This window comes from Nitrospirota bacterium, assembly GCA_035516965.1.
In the GTDB taxonomy this organism is placed as follows: Bacteria; Nitrospirota; UBA9217; order UBA9217; family UBA9217; genus MHEA01.
Map to the genome: position 1 here is coordinate 1 of DATIZR010000111.1, position 14277 is coordinate 14277.

Sequence of the window (14277 nt, forward strand, 5' to 3'; positions counted from 1 at the left end):
TTTCGGTCATCAAGGCCGCCCTTTTTGTTTTGCGCCGATTGCCAACTTTTGCTCCCATCGCCACGCATCTGAGACGATCGTCCCGAGGTCTTTATACCGTGGCTGCCATTGAAGGACCTCGCTGATCTTCCCGGCGCGCGCTACCAGGCTCGCGGGGTCACCGGGGCGGCGGGGCGCCTCCTGGACGGCAAAAGAGACGCCCGACACGTGGCGAACGGTCTCGATCACGTCGCGGACGCTGCTGCCGGCGCCGTAGCCGACATTCAACGTCGTGGACAGGCCGCCCTGCTCGAGATAGCCGAGGGCCGCAAGATGGGCCGCCGCAAGATCCTCCACATGGATGTAGTCCCGGACCCCGGTACCGTCCGGCGTTGCGTAGTCAGTGCCGTATATCGAGACCGAAGGCCGCTGCCCGAGAGCCGCCTGGCAGCAGACCTTGATCAGATGGGTGGCATCGGGCGTGCGCTGGCCCATGCGGGCAAGGGGGTCGGCGCCGGCGACATTGAAGTAGCGCAGGGCCACCGATCGAAGACCGTGGGCCTGACCCACGTCGCGAAGGACCCACTCGCTCATCAGTTTGGATGCCCCGTAGGGGTTGATCGGTATGGTGGGGCTGTCTTCCGATGCAATCCCCGAATCGGGAAGGCCGTACACGGCCGCGGTGCTCGAAAAAATGAACTGCTCGGCCCCGTGGCGGACGCAGGCTTTCAGCAGGTGAATGGTATTGCAGGTGTTGTTCCCGTAATATTTCAGCGGATCGCCGACCGACTCGGGCGCCACGATCGAAGCGGCAAAGTGCAGCACCGTCTTGAAGCGGCGCTGCCTGAAAAGCGCCTCCACCTTTCCGGCGTCGCCGAGATCCGCGACGACCAGCTCCTCCCCATGGATGAGGGCATCGGCAAATCCCGTCGAAAGATTATCCAGGACCACCACCTGGTGCCCTGCTTCCGAAAGCTGCCGGACCACGTGGCTGCCGATATAGCCTGCACCGCCGGTTACTAGGATCATCATCTTACCTCCCGTTGTATGCTCTCGTTCCTGGTGAACCCGGTCCCGTCTTCGCTCATGACCCGAACGCCTGCCGCAGGAAAGACGCCATGATGCGCACGAGCGACAGGGCCGCAATCCGCGCGTTCCGGGACTTCAGGGACCGGACGAACCGGCCCCGGCTCTTCCCGTACATGCCGGTCTTCAACAGCGCAAGCCCCATGCAATAAGAAAAATATTTTTCCGATTCCCGCCGGTCTCCTGGAGGCAGTCGGTCCTTGAATTTGTCGAACAGGGCGGCATGGGCGGATATATGCCGGGGTGTCCCCGAGATATTTCCCTCGCCCTCCGAATATCCGCAGAGAGGCAGGGGGACATGGACAAAGCGGTCCGTGATCAGCGATATCCTGAGCCACAGGTCATAATCCTCGATTGAGATCAATTCCTTGTCCTCAGGAAAACCGCCGGCTTTTTCGATGACCGCCTTCCTGACGCAGACGCCGGAAGTTATAAAGGCATTGCCCTTCGTCATCATATCGTTGAACACAGGGGGTCTCAGGGTTCTGCCTCGCATCCTGACCAGACGCTTTTTCCCGTCCAGGGTATACACGTCTCCATCATGATGAACGACATCAACAGGGGAAATCCTTTCCTGCACGCGCTCCAGTTTCTCGGGGTACCACCAGTCATCGGCGTCAAGGAAGCAGATCCATTCGCCCTTTGCGGCCCGGATGCCGTTGTTCCGGGGCCGCGCGGGCCCTCCCCAGTTCTCCTCGCGGACGTACGTGATCCCGAGACGCTGCTGAAAGGACTCGACGACATCCCGGGTGTGGTCGGTCGAGCCGTCGTCGCAGACGATGAGCTCGAAATCCCGGAAGGACTGACGCTCCACGGATTCGATGGCCCGGCGCAGCTTCTCCGCGCGGTTGAAGGTGGGAATGATTACCGAGAAGAGGGGTCTGTCAGCCATGTGATCCTGCCCGCTGTTGCGCTGCATCGACTCAGGTCCTGCTGTGCCATTTCCACGCGGTTTGAATGATCGCTTCCAGGTCCTTGTATTCCGGTTCCCAGCTTAATATCTTCTTTGCCTTTTCCGAGCTCCCGATGAGCACGGGCGGGTCTCCGGGTCTTCTGTCCTGGACGACGGTTTTGATCTTCTTCCCCGTGACTTTCCCTGCGGCATCGATAACCTCTTTGACGGAAAAGCCCTTTCCGTTGGCGAGGTTGAAAGAGTCGCTTGTCCCGGATTTCAGCAGATGCTCCAAGGCGAGCTGGTGGGCATGAGCGAGGTCGGTCACGTGAATATAGTCCCTGACGCAGGTACCGTCCGGCGTACCGTAATCCGCGCCGAAGATCCTTACCGCGTCCTGCCGGCCCGATGCGGTGTTCAGGACCAGCGGGATCAGATGCGTCTCGGGATCGTGCCGCTCCCCGACCTGGCCGTCCGGGTCCGCCCCGGCCGCGTTAAAGTACCTCAGATTGACGTGCCTGATGCCGTGGGCCGTATCGACGTCCTTCAGGATCTGCTCGACCATGAGCTTGGTCCTGCCGTAGGGGTTTATCGGCGCCTGCGGGTGCTCCTCCGGGATCGGTATTCGCTGCGGTATGCCGTAGGTCGAGCAGGAGGAGGAGAACACGATGAACGACACATTGGACTCCTTCATCGCCTGGAGCAGGTTCACGGTGTTGGAGACGTTGTTGGCATAGTAGCGTAAGGGGTCGACGACCGATTCCCCCACGTAGGCGAAAGCGCCGAAATGCATGACTGCCTTGATGGGGAATCTCTTGAACAGGAGTATCAGCTGCTCCCTGTCCGACAGGTCTCCCTGAACGAACTCGCCCCATTTTACAAACTCACCGTGCCCGGTGGATAAATTATCGAGCACCACGGTCCGGTAACCCCGGCCGTGCAAAAACTTGTTCGCGTGGGAGCCTACGTAGCCCGCACCACCCGTGATCAGTATCATGCTTATCCTTTCATGCCTGCCCCGGTCCAGCTGTTGAGCACGCGGAGGGGATTGCCGTATCATCCGGATACAGCCGTTTATAAACGTCAAGGTATTTCCTTAAAATCTTATCAAGCGCAAAGGATGCTTGGTATCTGTTCCTGGCGCTTGCGCCGTAGCTGGAGCGCAGGCTGCTGTCGGAATGCAGCTCCTTGATCAAGGCTGGCAATCTATGGAGCTCCGCAGGATCGAGCAGCACGCCGTCGATGCCGTCCCTGATCTCTTCGACGATACCCGCCACTTTTGTCGAGATCACGGGCTTGCTCAGTTCCATTGCCGACAGGATCACGTAGGGCATGTCCTCGTCCCGGAGCGACGGAAGGATGAACAGGTCGGCGGCGTTGATGAAGTGGTAGTCATCGTTCCGGAATCCCGTCAGGATGACCTTGCCGTCAAGGCCGTGCTCCCTGATGTAGCTCTCTATCTCCGGCCGCATCTCGCCGTCGCCGACCAGGAACAGGACGAGGTTGTCGTAGAGGTCGGCGTCCGTCCGCCGGATGCTGTCCAGCGCCTCCAGGAGGAACAGATGGCCCTTGCGCTCGGTCAAATACGCCACCGTCACAATGACGAATTTGTCGGATGCCACGCCGTACTCACCCAGCACTTCTTCCCGGGTCTTCCGGACGGGATTCGGCTTCTGCGCATTGAAAATCTGCACGATCTTTCCGGCGTCGAATCCCCTGTTCTTGATCAGGTTGCTCCTTGCGGCCTGCGATGCCGTAATGAAGTAGTCCACATGCTTGTGAACGTACCAATCGACCAGCCGGTCGATGACGCCCTTCTGCTTTTGGGCCAGGTTGTTCACGTTGAAGACAATCCTCGGCACGCCGGCCAGCTTTGCGCTGAAGACCGCGGTTCGGCATGAGAGAGCGCTTGGATAGCCGCCGTTATTGATATGCAGGATGTCCGGCTTTTGTTCCCTGATGAACAGAGAGAGCCTCAAAAAATTATAGAGGGCATACACGCCCATCCTTTGAAGCAAAGCTAAAGGCGCTTTGATGAGAAACGCCAGATATTTGTTCATCCCGCTGCCGTCAATTCGGTAGAAAAGGTTGCCGTTGCTCAGGATGCGGAGCGGGTATTTCTTCGGGAACGCGCCGAACCTGCTGTCCACGCCGCGCTGGTAGTCCCTGTTCCGGGCGTAGGCGTAAAGAACGTCGAACCGCTCGTTGACTACAGGGCTCAGGATAAGATTGACGAGGACATTTTCGCAGCCGCCGAAAATGTAACATTCCGAGTAAAAGAGTATTTTCTTTTTCATGAGTTGTCTTTATCAGCGATCAATGCAGGGATCAGGACCGCGCAAGAATAGTATAGTTTGCCGGTATTGTTTCCTCATGGTCAAGATAATCCAGTATGAGGCCGAGACAATTAAAGAGCACGATCAACGGAATGAAGCAAACTCTGCGCAACTGCAGGTTGATCGATAGAAATATCTGGGTCCAGTTCCCGCCATCCGGCCAAATTTCCCAGGAAGAGAAGCCCGCATTTTTCAGCATATTTTCGAATCCGTATTTGGTGAACCGGTGATAGTCGTATGGCTCCTCGTGGAGCGGCCAGTAAAAGGGCCCGGTCAGGATCAGAAATCCCCCCGGTCTTAAAATTCTGTGGCACTCCCGGACCATCGCCTGTGGGTCAGAAACGTGTTCTATTACCTGGGTGCTGAACACTATATCCATTATCGCCGACTGAACCGGAATCGCGGCCGCATCACCAATGATATCCGGAGATGCATCATCTGATGAGAAATCCATGCCCAGATACCTGCATCCCTTGAATAGGTCTTGGTAGGGCTTGTTGCCGCACCCAACGTCCAGTACTGAAGGGGTCGGATTCGATGTTTCAGCGCGCGCGGTGGCGACCGCCCGCTCGATGTTTTTCCACATGGATCTATAAATAAGGTAGGTCGGATGCCAAATTCTTAAGTGTCTTTCTGACAATCTGCGCGGTGTCATTATTTAATCTCGTAAGCTCGCGTTTTTTTCTCAATAAATATTTTAACTAGCGGGCACGATCATTATATCATCAAACGGATCCCAGGAAAAACGTTGGTGACTGCCGTAGCAACTCGAAATGCTCGTGCTTGTTGGCCTTAGTCTTCCGCTCACAGGCCCGAGCAATGTGCCCGGCAGGGTGTATAGCGCTGACGCTCAGGAGCTGAGTTCCGAGCAAGTTCCCGGGAGATCGTGCTCTTGTCCCGGCCTACTGCTTTAGCTATGTCGCCGAGACTGAAATCTTCTGAGAGCAAGTTGGCAATATGCTCTCGTTCTTCTTGGCTCAGTTGCTTATATGGTTTTGGCATAGACACTTAGGGTAGCATGACTGCCCCAAGTGTTGCACTTCGCTATAGAACTGGCGTTGATTATCACCGCGACATGCGAATGATAACCAGGCCGGCAGAAAGGCCGTTCCGATAAGTGAAACAATATTTTAAACAGTTCTAACAGGTTCAAGACTTTATACGAGTTATTGAATCTATTGAAGATGCATCGGCACGCCTCGCTAAAACAGCAAGATAATCGCTGTGCCGGACAAGGCGGGAGCGGGAGCCCGTGAACATTGTATAAGGCACGTAGAATAAATTGAAAATGGCACCCATGATGCGTCTCATCAATTGTAGCCTGAGCGAGTCACCCTGCCACACCCCTTGCAGAATATCATACGGATGCTGTTCCGTTTCGCAGATTAGGTTTTTTAACGACCAACTATTTTTGATAAAATATATTTCATTAATCTCGTAACTAAATCTATTTGATAATTGAGACAATGCTTGGGGATCGATCCAGCATGTATGCTCCGGATTAATTAAAAACCTTTTTTTAAACGCAGTAAAGTGAAACTCTCCAGCGTAGAAAGGATTAGGGGTCGTGATTATTATTACACCATCAGCTTTGAGAAGACGCGAGCAGTTTTCAAAAAAACCTTCAAAATTCGCCAGATGTTCAATCAGATCACCGGCGACGATTACGTCAAAGGTCTCGTGAATGGCCAGCGGTTTTGTCACGTCGCCCCAAATTATGTCATAGCCTAAGGCATTAAGTTTCTTTATTTCATCAGGCAAGTAATCCACGCCTATCACTTTTTTTGCGACAAATTTTATTATTTTATGTAGCCAGTTGGGATCATTGATCGCAAAATTAGCACTGTGGCGTATACAGCCCAAGTCGAGCACACTTTTCCCCCTGCATGCATCCTGAATAAAGTTTTCCTTCACGACAGGTTTCGAATTGTTCAATTTCGCAGCCAACGCATAACGTGCAACCATCAGCTTCTCCTCACGAGTTCTTGTAGATGTACGCGGTTGAAATAGAAGAACGGATCAATTGTTATAAAGTCTGTGCATTGGATCGATGAAGGCCCACTTCGCCTGGGAGTAGGGGACGACGATCTTCACCGGCACCAACCCGCCGGGCTTGCTGATTCTCTACAGTTCTTCCATCCCCTTGATGACGTCATCGAGGTGCTCCAGAACGTTGTCTACATAAGTTCCATCGAAGGTAGTGCCACCGAAGGGGTAGGGGAATGAATTGAAATCCTGCACCACATCGGCGCTGGTATTTATGTTCACATCGATACCGATCGCACCCGGCCGCTTTTGGCTACCGCATCCAAGATCAATATCTTCCGTGATTCTGCCATGCGAAGCACCTTTCCTGAAAAGAATAGCCTGTTTCGTCGCTCAACCCTTATTTCGGCTGGTGCCAACCCGATTACTCGATTTTCCACAAACAAAATGAACTAATTCAGTTCCTTTTTTGTCTTTTTTTCGTGCCAGGTACGGCGTCTCTATTGTTTCTAGCAGGTCAAAGCCCGCTGTAGTGATCGCTTTTTCCCAATACCAGCGCGGATAAAATCTATCGCCCAGATATGCATCATAGAGATATCCGCTGGAAGAGATGGACGGCGATACGGTCTTGTAGCGGCGGAGGACGGAATTTGTCATGATTGATAAAAATTGTTTGAAAATTAAAAGAAGATATTTAAAGCTTCCGTGGGGATTCTCATTTAATATAAAAAGGATGCCGTCTTCTTTTATGACACGGTGTGCTTCTTTTAAAATATTTTCAAGATTGTCGCTATGATGTAATGAGGAACTGGCCACGACGATATCGACGGACTCGTTATCGAATAAAATGGGCGAGAATAACCCAAGAACCGGAGTGATCTTTTCTGTGTTCGCATCCATTAGCCTCGCGATCTCGGGAAACATTATCGTTAAGAAATATTCACTGGAATCAAGAAGAAAAATGTTCCTGACTTGGTCTAACTTTGATAAATACGCACTCAGCCACCCGGTGCCTCCACCGATGTCCAGCACAGAGCAAGTGGATTTATTGATATATTTCCCCCAGTCTATCAGCTTGATCGCATCCAATAGATTCCACTCCTCATGCAAGCTTCTGTAGTGCTCCCTGGGATCTCTCCATGCTTTTAAATACTGCGGATAATAGATCTCGATTGCTTTGTCCCACTGAGCTATCGTATGGTTAAGTTGATCATTGGTCCAGTTCTGCATGTGGTCTTCCTTATGCGGCAATATCCTGGAGGCACTGGGCCTTTGGATCAAAGAACCCCGAGCGCAGATTTGAATTGAGCAACGATGTGCCTCATCTCTTGACGATCCATGCCGATAAGCCACGGCATCATCCATATGAAGATCGAGACTAGAATCAGATAGAAGACACCGGCGGTGAGAAATGGTGGCAGAAGACTTCTTATCGCATCCGAGCGCGAAAGTTGCCAGAAAAGACCGACTCCCTGCTTGGCCGCGTAGCCTGAGATCATTACCAGGCCGATGCCGATGACTTGGTAAAGCCACTCGAATTTCCAGCCATGGTACCGGGCGATAAGCCATGCCAGTATGTTTACAGACAAGATGTTCAATAAAATCATCTTGAGCGCCATCCCGACGGCGCCGAGTCCTAATCCGGGAATAGTAACTCCATGAGTTGGGGCCTGTACCAAGTACGCCAAAGGAAGACTGATCAGCATCATAGCAATGCTCATTTTCGTGTATGCCGTAGTGTGTCCTCCTGCCAGCAACATGGTCCCGCCGATCTGCCCCATGGACTGGTGAATCGGATAGAGAAACATGATCACTAATACCGGCACTGCCGTGAGGTAGGATTTTCCCAGTAAGACAGCAACGATCTGTTCGGTCCAGGGAATCAGGAAGCCTGATAATACCGCCCCGAGCATGACGAGCGAACGGGATACTTTATGGTAAAGTGCGGCAAGACGCTGCTTATCCTGGCGTGCATTGGCCTCAGCGATCTCTTTCCAGAAGACATTTAAGATGGAGGTGGTAGCCAACAGACTGACACTCGCGAACTGATAGGCGATCTGGTAAAAACCTTGCTGGCTTGGTCCTCCAAAGCGCTGAAGTAGCCAGCGATCGGCAAACTCATACAAGAAGGCAACCAATGATAAAAAAGCCAAAGGCTGACAATATAACCAGTATTCCTTCAACAGGGATCCGGCAGAGAGGGCCCCGGACTCATCTGGCCCCGTTGTTGCCTCCTTATCCCGTAAAAACCGAAACGCCCAGAGGGCTGCCAGCGGGTATTCCCCGATCAAAAGCAGAAACACCATTCTGACCGATAAAAGATCGTAGGCAAGGAGCATGAAAACAAGGCCAAGGTGGCCAATCGCTACTGCCGTGCAAATGATCTGAACCCGGATGGTCTTTCTCGACGCCTCTCCGATCTGGTTCAACGTCTGCCATACCTGTTGCTGCATGAAAGCCGCAGCAAAGGAAAGTAAAATAATCGTACGTGAATGACCCAGCCATACCTTTTCGATCATCGCATTAGGCAGGAGCACGATAATCAGGACTGCGGGAATGACAAATTGCAGCGCAAGCCAAGCATAGTAATAAAGGTAAAACCGGCGGCTCCTGGGTCGCTGCGAGATAAATGTATAAAAAGCACTGGAAGTCCCCATATCCAGAAGCGTCCGAACAGCAACGAAGCTCCCGAGCAGAAACATCATGTCTCCGTAACCCGCAGGGTTCAGCCCGCGTGCAATGAGGAGCCCGCTGAAGAAACCGATCACGGAACGCACGGTGTTCGAGAGCACGGATACGATGAATCGAGTTTTTACGGACGAAGAATCTATCATATCAGAAAGACAGTCTCTGTTTTTCTGAATTCATTTTCTGTATCTCTCTTGCTACGAACTCCCAGGTCGTCAACTCCTCCGCATCCGGCGATTTTACGTACTTATACTTGTACTCATCGTAATTATCCCTGGGCCAGTTCGCGTAATCAAAGCTGGTTCCGTTCAACTCGGAGGGGTCGTCTATGTTGATGGTCTTTGCTCCCAAGGCAGTCTTCATTGCATCCATTGCAGTAGAGAAATGACTATTCTTCATCATTTCCTCGGTTTTTATGATTACGGCCGGCTTGTTGAAAAGGACCGCAAAACTGACAGCCGTACTGCCATGCAGCAGCACCAGGGAGCTTTTTGCAACGAGTTCGACGGTCTTCCCTTTGATGATCTCACGTTCCCCGTATATCCCTGACATTTGTTCATAGTGCGAACGGGGATGGGCGGCGATCACGACCTTAAGGCCCGTTTTTTTCTCGATCACATCAAACAACCGGGCCATGCTCGGGAAATATTTTTCCGGGGTCAGGGGTCTCAGGTTCAATATTGCGAAATCGACATTATGGCATGCGTTTTCGTCGAGGAAAACGCAGGTCCTCTCGATTGTCCTCTCGGCGGGGCTCGTTTTCCTGATGTAGTGGAGAAAGGTGTCATAATCCAGGGAATGAATCGAGGTCACCCTTTCAGAAGCGACCTTAAACCTTCTCAGGTAAGCATCGGCAACCTCTGAATTTCCGCAGAAAATCCGTTCTGGAGAGGCATACAACGCCGTATTTCTTTTCAGGAAGGCGATGATCTTCCGCACGGCATAACTCGCCAGTTTCTTCGGGTTCAAGGCCGTTTTGATCTTCGTGAACAATCGCTTCGCACGGCCCCTGGTTACCGGTAAGGCGCCTGCCGAGATCAAGAAGTATTTTGCCCGGTAGCGGCCCAGGACCCTGAATAATTTCTCTGTCTTGAGGTCCGGATCGGCGAAACCCATTATGTAATCTATGAAAACAGCACTGGACGCAACGGAACTTACCCGGCGCTCGAAATCCTCATAGGAAGTTATCTTACGGATGAGGTTCCTATCGGCTTCCCGATTGTCTCGACTGCATTCCAGGGAGGCAGGGGTCAAGAAAGGGGACAGGTCATAGACCTCGACAGTATACCCCTCTGATCGCAGGTATTCGAAACCCCACTTTTCCTGATCATGGCTGGATAGGGGGAAGTGTACCAGAAAGATGATTCTTGTTATGCCGGCTCGTGTCACCAAGCAGTGAGGCCTCCATCGACAATAATGTTCTGGCCACTTACATAGGAGGACGCATCTGAAGCCAAAAAGAGCAACGCTCCGACCATTTCCTCGGCCTCGGCCATGCGCCCCAGCGGGACCCTGGCGCTGTATTTTTCACTGAAGGTGTTGTTTTGACCTGAGGAGACGCCTCCCGGTGAAAGAGTGTTCGTGCGGACGCCGCGCGGACCCCAGTAGGCTGCGAGATATTTTGTCATGGCGATCACAGCGCCTTTTGTCGCCGAGTAGATCAAAGGTGTATTGATGGCGCCGCCAAGTTTCTCGTACCAGGACCCTTCGTATATCCGTTGGTCTGGTCCGACCACGCCGTAGATGGAACTGACATTGATGATACTGCCACGGCCCCTGGCCGCCATGGCAGGGCCAAGTTCCCGTATCACCAGGAACATGCCGGTAACATTGACCGCCATCACCTGGTTCCAGTCCGCGAGGGTGAACTTGTCGAGGAGAGCGAAGAAACCCGGAGATTTGGCAGCTGCGTTATTGACGAGCACATCTACATTCTGATAAAGGCCGTTTATCTGTTTTGCCCAGCGCATTACCGAAGATTCATCACTGAGATCAACGGCTAAACCCGCGGCGGTGACCCCCGTTTTTTCCGTGATCTCGGCCGCGAGCGTCGCGCAGCTTTCCGCCGAGAGATCGGCAACGATGACCTGTGCACCGGCTTCGGCCAGGCGTCGGCAGTAGAGCGATCCGAGGATCCCCGTACCGCCGGTCACGACCGCCGTTTTCCCGGACAGATCAAAGTGATTATGCGGTAAGTCTTTTAAACCCGGCATGAATGACCTCGCCTTTTAAAGAATCGCGGATAGTACCTGCGTCGAGCGTGCTCTTGATCTTTCCGAAAACCTTGTCAGATGCGGCAATGAACCGGTCGATGATCTCGTCGGTATATGCAGCGGAAGCGTAGACGGCAGCACCCACGAGAAAGCCCCGTTCCAGCATTTCCTGCGCATACAGGGTTTGTACCGCGAGCGGATCGGCGGCCTTGAACGAGATATGGGTAAGCGGCGGGATCCCTGATATCTGAATATCGATCCCATGCTTGCATGCGATGGTCGTCCATCCCTCGTTGATGCGCTTCCCGGCCTGGACCAGGCGGGACGGCACATTGTCGTCCTCGATCTTTTTCAACGTCGCAAGCGCTGCCACGAAACCGATCCGCTCTGTCCAGAACGTCGAGCTGATGAAACTTTCCTGGGCGTGCTCCATCACTTCCCGCCGACCGATAACGGCCGATATGGGAAACCCGTTCCCCAGAGCCTTGCCGAACACCGCGATGTCGGGATTCACTCCATGGATCAAATGAATTCCGCCGACATTCATGCGGAATCCGGAGGTCACTTCATCAAAAATGAGGACCGCCCCAATCCGGTCGGCAATCCTCCTGACGCCCTGCAGGAAGCCCGGTGCAGGATCGGATCCCCGCTGCGGCTCCATGATGATCACGCCGATCTCGCCCGGGTGGTTTTCTATGATCCCCTCCAGTTCGTCGATCCGGTTGTAATTGAAGGGGAGGGCCGTCTCGCGCAACTCACGGGGGACACCTCGGGGCTCGAGTCCCGGAAGCAACTGCCCGTCAAGGTTTGAGGCATTGCCCAGGTTCGCGGCCAAGTACCAGTCGTGCCAGCCGTGATAGCCGCAAAAGGCGACCTTTGCCTTTCCGCTGGCGGCCCGTGCGATCCTCACGGCCACGGCGCATGCTTCGCCGCCGGTCCTTGCAAATCGTGCCATCGAGGACCACGGATGAAGGCTGATCAGGCGTTCGGCCAGTGTTACCTCCTCGAAGCAGTTCAACGAGCTCATGGAGCCGTCGCGGACGGCCTGGTGTACGGCGTCGTTCACGCGCTCATCGGCATATCCGAGAATGCAGGAACCGACACCCATTTGGGCGAAATCGTAATATTTGTTCCCGTCCAAGTCCCAGAGCTCGCAGCCTTTCGCCTTGGTATAGTAGGACGGCCAAAGGCCCGGAAGGAACTTCTCACTTCTCTTCGAAAGAAGCTGGCCTCCGCCAGGGATGATCGTTTTCGCCCTTTTCCATAGTTCCGGCCCTTTTGAGGTCATGATGATTTCCCTTTCACGGGATTCCCGGCGGGAGATCCCTTTTGTTCCTCTTCCTGAAGACGGTAAAAGTTGTCCCAATATTGCTTCGTGATCACGTGGTTGATCAGGAAAAGCTTTTTTTCAAGAACGATGTTCACGATCCCCGAATCGTGCTCGGTGTAAGCGGCATCACCGAGCGAATCGATGACCGAGCTGAAAAATTGAAGGTCTTCAGGGTAGTCCAAGGTGAACCGGAGCGCCGAATCCTGGACAGGAAATGCGATCTCGATGTCCGTCAGCTTTCTACTGTCGAAGATGCGGCCCCAGCCGGTTTCGAGGGTATCGTCGAGATGCCCCTCGAGCGAGGTTCCGAGAAAAATCGTGGTATAGCCCATGGAATTCATTCCAAACGGGAGCCCGGTCGTTCTGACGTAGCTCGAGCCCTGCAATAACCGTTGATACACGGCGCGCATCCCTTCAACGGAGCAGAGAATGTCGTCGCCGTCAACGGCGATGATCGCGTCAAGAAGATGCGCGCGCGCTGTTTCCAGATGACGGAGTGGAATATTGTTCTTGCAACCGTAATGAACTACTGCGCCTTCTGCAGAGAACCGCTCGAATTCCTGGTTTTCCGGCTCATTCGATGTCGCTATGATGAGCTGCACCCGTCCCGATCGCATCTCGTCTGCAAATTCCATCCTGATCCGCGCAAGCAGGTAATGGAGGATCGGTTGTTCTCTTACCGGCAGGAGATGTTTGTTTTGTAGCCTCGTCGAACCGAGCCGCGCAGTGATCAGGATCCCGATCTTCATCCGGCAACCTCTACGGAGGCGGCCGCCTTGTCGGACCGTTCTATTGCATACAGGAGAGCGAGCACGCGCTGATCATCTTCGAGGGAATTGATGAACTCCTTCTTTCCCCGGACAGCATCTATGAAGTCCCGGAGCTCGTCGATATACATGTTCTCTCCGATATTGGCATTGTACCCGGCTTCCGCCTGCTTCATTTCATAGGGAAGCACGGTCCATCGTGAAACAGCGGGATCGAACAGGGAGATGTGGTTCTTGTCCCAGTCCCAGACAAGCTGCTGCCTGTCTCCGTTGATCAATAATCTTCTCGTAGCGTGACGTGAAACGACATCTACGGTTACCGTGGCCAGGAAACCGTCATAATCGAGAAGGAAGTTGTACGTATCATCGATCGATTCCGCCCCGGGGATCCTGATTGTCTTCCTGACGTTGCCGAAGACCCTTCGCGGGAAACCGAACAGTTTGGTGACCCAGGTCAGTTCAAAGGGGACGATCTCGCGGGCCCCCCCGGTCGATGGGTTCGAGACGTAGTAGTCGGACACCTTTTCATAGGTATGCCAGTCGGGCAGATACTGGCCGGAATGCAGCATGATGTTCGAGATTTTGCCGAGCTGTCCGGAACGGATGACCGCTGCTATCTGCGTGATGGCGGGATGAAACAGCAGGGTAGCGGAAGGGGCGGCAACGATCCGGCGGCCCCGCAGCTTCTTCCGTATCTCCTCCAGATCGGTGTCCACCACACTCGCTTCCACGAAGAAATGAAGGCCGTGCTCGATGGCTAGTTTCATATAGAGGTGGTGGACGTCGGGCGGAACGGATATGATGAGGCAGTCCGGTTTTACGGCGGCGAGCGCTTCCTGGAAGTCCGCATAGACAGCGATCCCGTATTTCTCCTCTACTTCCGTCCTTCGGTCGGATCGAACATCTAATCCGCCGATTGCTCCGTACCCCAGCGCTTTCAGGCACCTGATGCGACGTTTCCCCATGGAGCCCAGACCGGCCACAAGAAAATTCATGGTAG

14 protein-coding genes are annotated in these 14277 nt (G+C 53.6%); all 14 read right to left on the minus strand.

The features are described 5' to 3' along the window. Nucleotides 1-9 precede the first annotated feature (9 nt). Entirely contained in the window at nucleotides 10-1011 is a 1002-nt protein-coding gene (galE, locus tag VL197_15790; protein HUJ19447.1) for a UDP-glucose 4-epimerase GalE, read from the minus strand. Nucleotides 1012-1063: 52 nt separating this feature from the next. Next, nucleotides 1064-1957: a glycosyltransferase gene (locus VL197_15795; protein HUJ19448.1), complete on the minus strand. Its 894-nt coding sequence runs from the start codon at nucleotides 1955-1957 to the stop codon at nucleotides 1064-1066. Between the two features lie 31 nt (nucleotides 1958-1988). Beyond that, nucleotides 1989-2954 carry a UDP-glucose 4-epimerase GalE gene (galE, locus tag VL197_15800; protein ID HUJ19449.1) on the minus strand — a complete coding sequence of 322 codons (966 nt, stop codon included), beginning with the start codon at nucleotides 2952-2954 and terminating at the stop codon, nucleotides 1989-1991. Between the two features lie 10 nt (nucleotides 2955-2964). Next, the gene (locus tag VL197_15805; GenBank protein ID HUJ19450.1) at nucleotides 2965-4254 is read right to left on the minus strand and encodes a glycosyltransferase; all 1290 of its coding nucleotides are present in this window, start codon (nucleotides 4252-4254) and stop codon (nucleotides 2965-2967) included. Nucleotides 4255-4285: 31 nt separating this feature from the next. Then, the gene (locus VL197_15810) at nucleotides 4286-4879 is read right to left on the minus strand and encodes a methyltransferase domain-containing protein (protein ID HUJ19451.1); all 594 of its coding nucleotides are present in this window, start codon (nucleotides 4877-4879) and stop codon (nucleotides 4286-4288) included. 563 nt (nucleotides 4880-5442) lie between these two features. Then, nucleotides 5443-6258 (minus strand): class I SAM-dependent methyltransferase, encoded by an 816-nt coding sequence (locus tag VL197_15815; protein ID HUJ19452.1) that lies wholly within the window; start codon nucleotides 6256-6258, stop codon nucleotides 5443-5445. Between the two features lie 159 nt (nucleotides 6259-6417). Beyond that, entirely contained in the window at nucleotides 6418-6561 is a 144-nt protein-coding gene (locus VL197_15820) for a hypothetical protein (protein ID HUJ19453.1), read from the minus strand. A 111-nt stretch (nucleotides 6562-6672) separates the two neighbouring features. Beyond that, entirely contained in the window at nucleotides 6673-7509 is an 837-nt protein-coding gene (locus VL197_15825) for a methyltransferase domain-containing protein (protein ID HUJ19454.1), read from the minus strand. Between the two features lie 47 nt (nucleotides 7510-7556). Beyond that, on the minus strand, nucleotides 7557-9113 hold the full coding sequence (locus VL197_15830) for a lipopolysaccharide biosynthesis protein (GenBank protein ID HUJ19455.1): 1557 nt from the start codon (nucleotides 9111-9113) through the stop codon (nucleotides 7557-7559). A gap of 1 nt (nucleotide 9114) precedes the next feature. Continuing rightward, nucleotides 9115-10359 carry a hypothetical protein gene (locus VL197_15835; protein ID HUJ19456.1) on the minus strand — a complete coding sequence of 415 codons (1245 nt, stop codon included), beginning with the start codon at nucleotides 10357-10359 and terminating at the stop codon, nucleotides 9115-9117. Beyond that, entirely contained in the window at nucleotides 10353-11180 is an 828-nt protein-coding gene (locus VL197_15840; protein HUJ19457.1) for an SDR family oxidoreductase, read from the minus strand. Before VL197_15840 ends, VL197_15835 begins: the two co-directional genes overlap by 7 nt. Continuing rightward, nucleotides 11152-12468 (minus strand): aminotransferase class III-fold pyridoxal phosphate-dependent enzyme, encoded by a 1317-nt coding sequence (locus tag VL197_15845; protein HUJ19458.1) that lies wholly within the window; start codon nucleotides 12466-12468, stop codon nucleotides 11152-11154. Before VL197_15845 ends, VL197_15840 begins: the two co-directional genes overlap by 29 nt. Then, nucleotides 12465-13259 (minus strand): hypothetical protein, encoded by a 795-nt coding sequence (locus tag VL197_15850; GenBank protein ID HUJ19459.1) that lies wholly within the window; start codon nucleotides 13257-13259, stop codon nucleotides 12465-12467. Before VL197_15850 ends, VL197_15845 begins: the two co-directional genes overlap by 4 nt. After that, nucleotides 13256-14272, minus strand: a complete 1017-nt coding sequence (locus VL197_15855; protein ID HUJ19460.1) for a Gfo/Idh/MocA family oxidoreductase — start codon at nucleotides 14270-14272, stop codon at nucleotides 13256-13258. The genes VL197_15850 and VL197_15855 overlap by 4 nt, the downstream gene beginning before the upstream one ends. Between the last annotated feature and the right edge of the window lie 5 nt (nucleotides 14273-14277).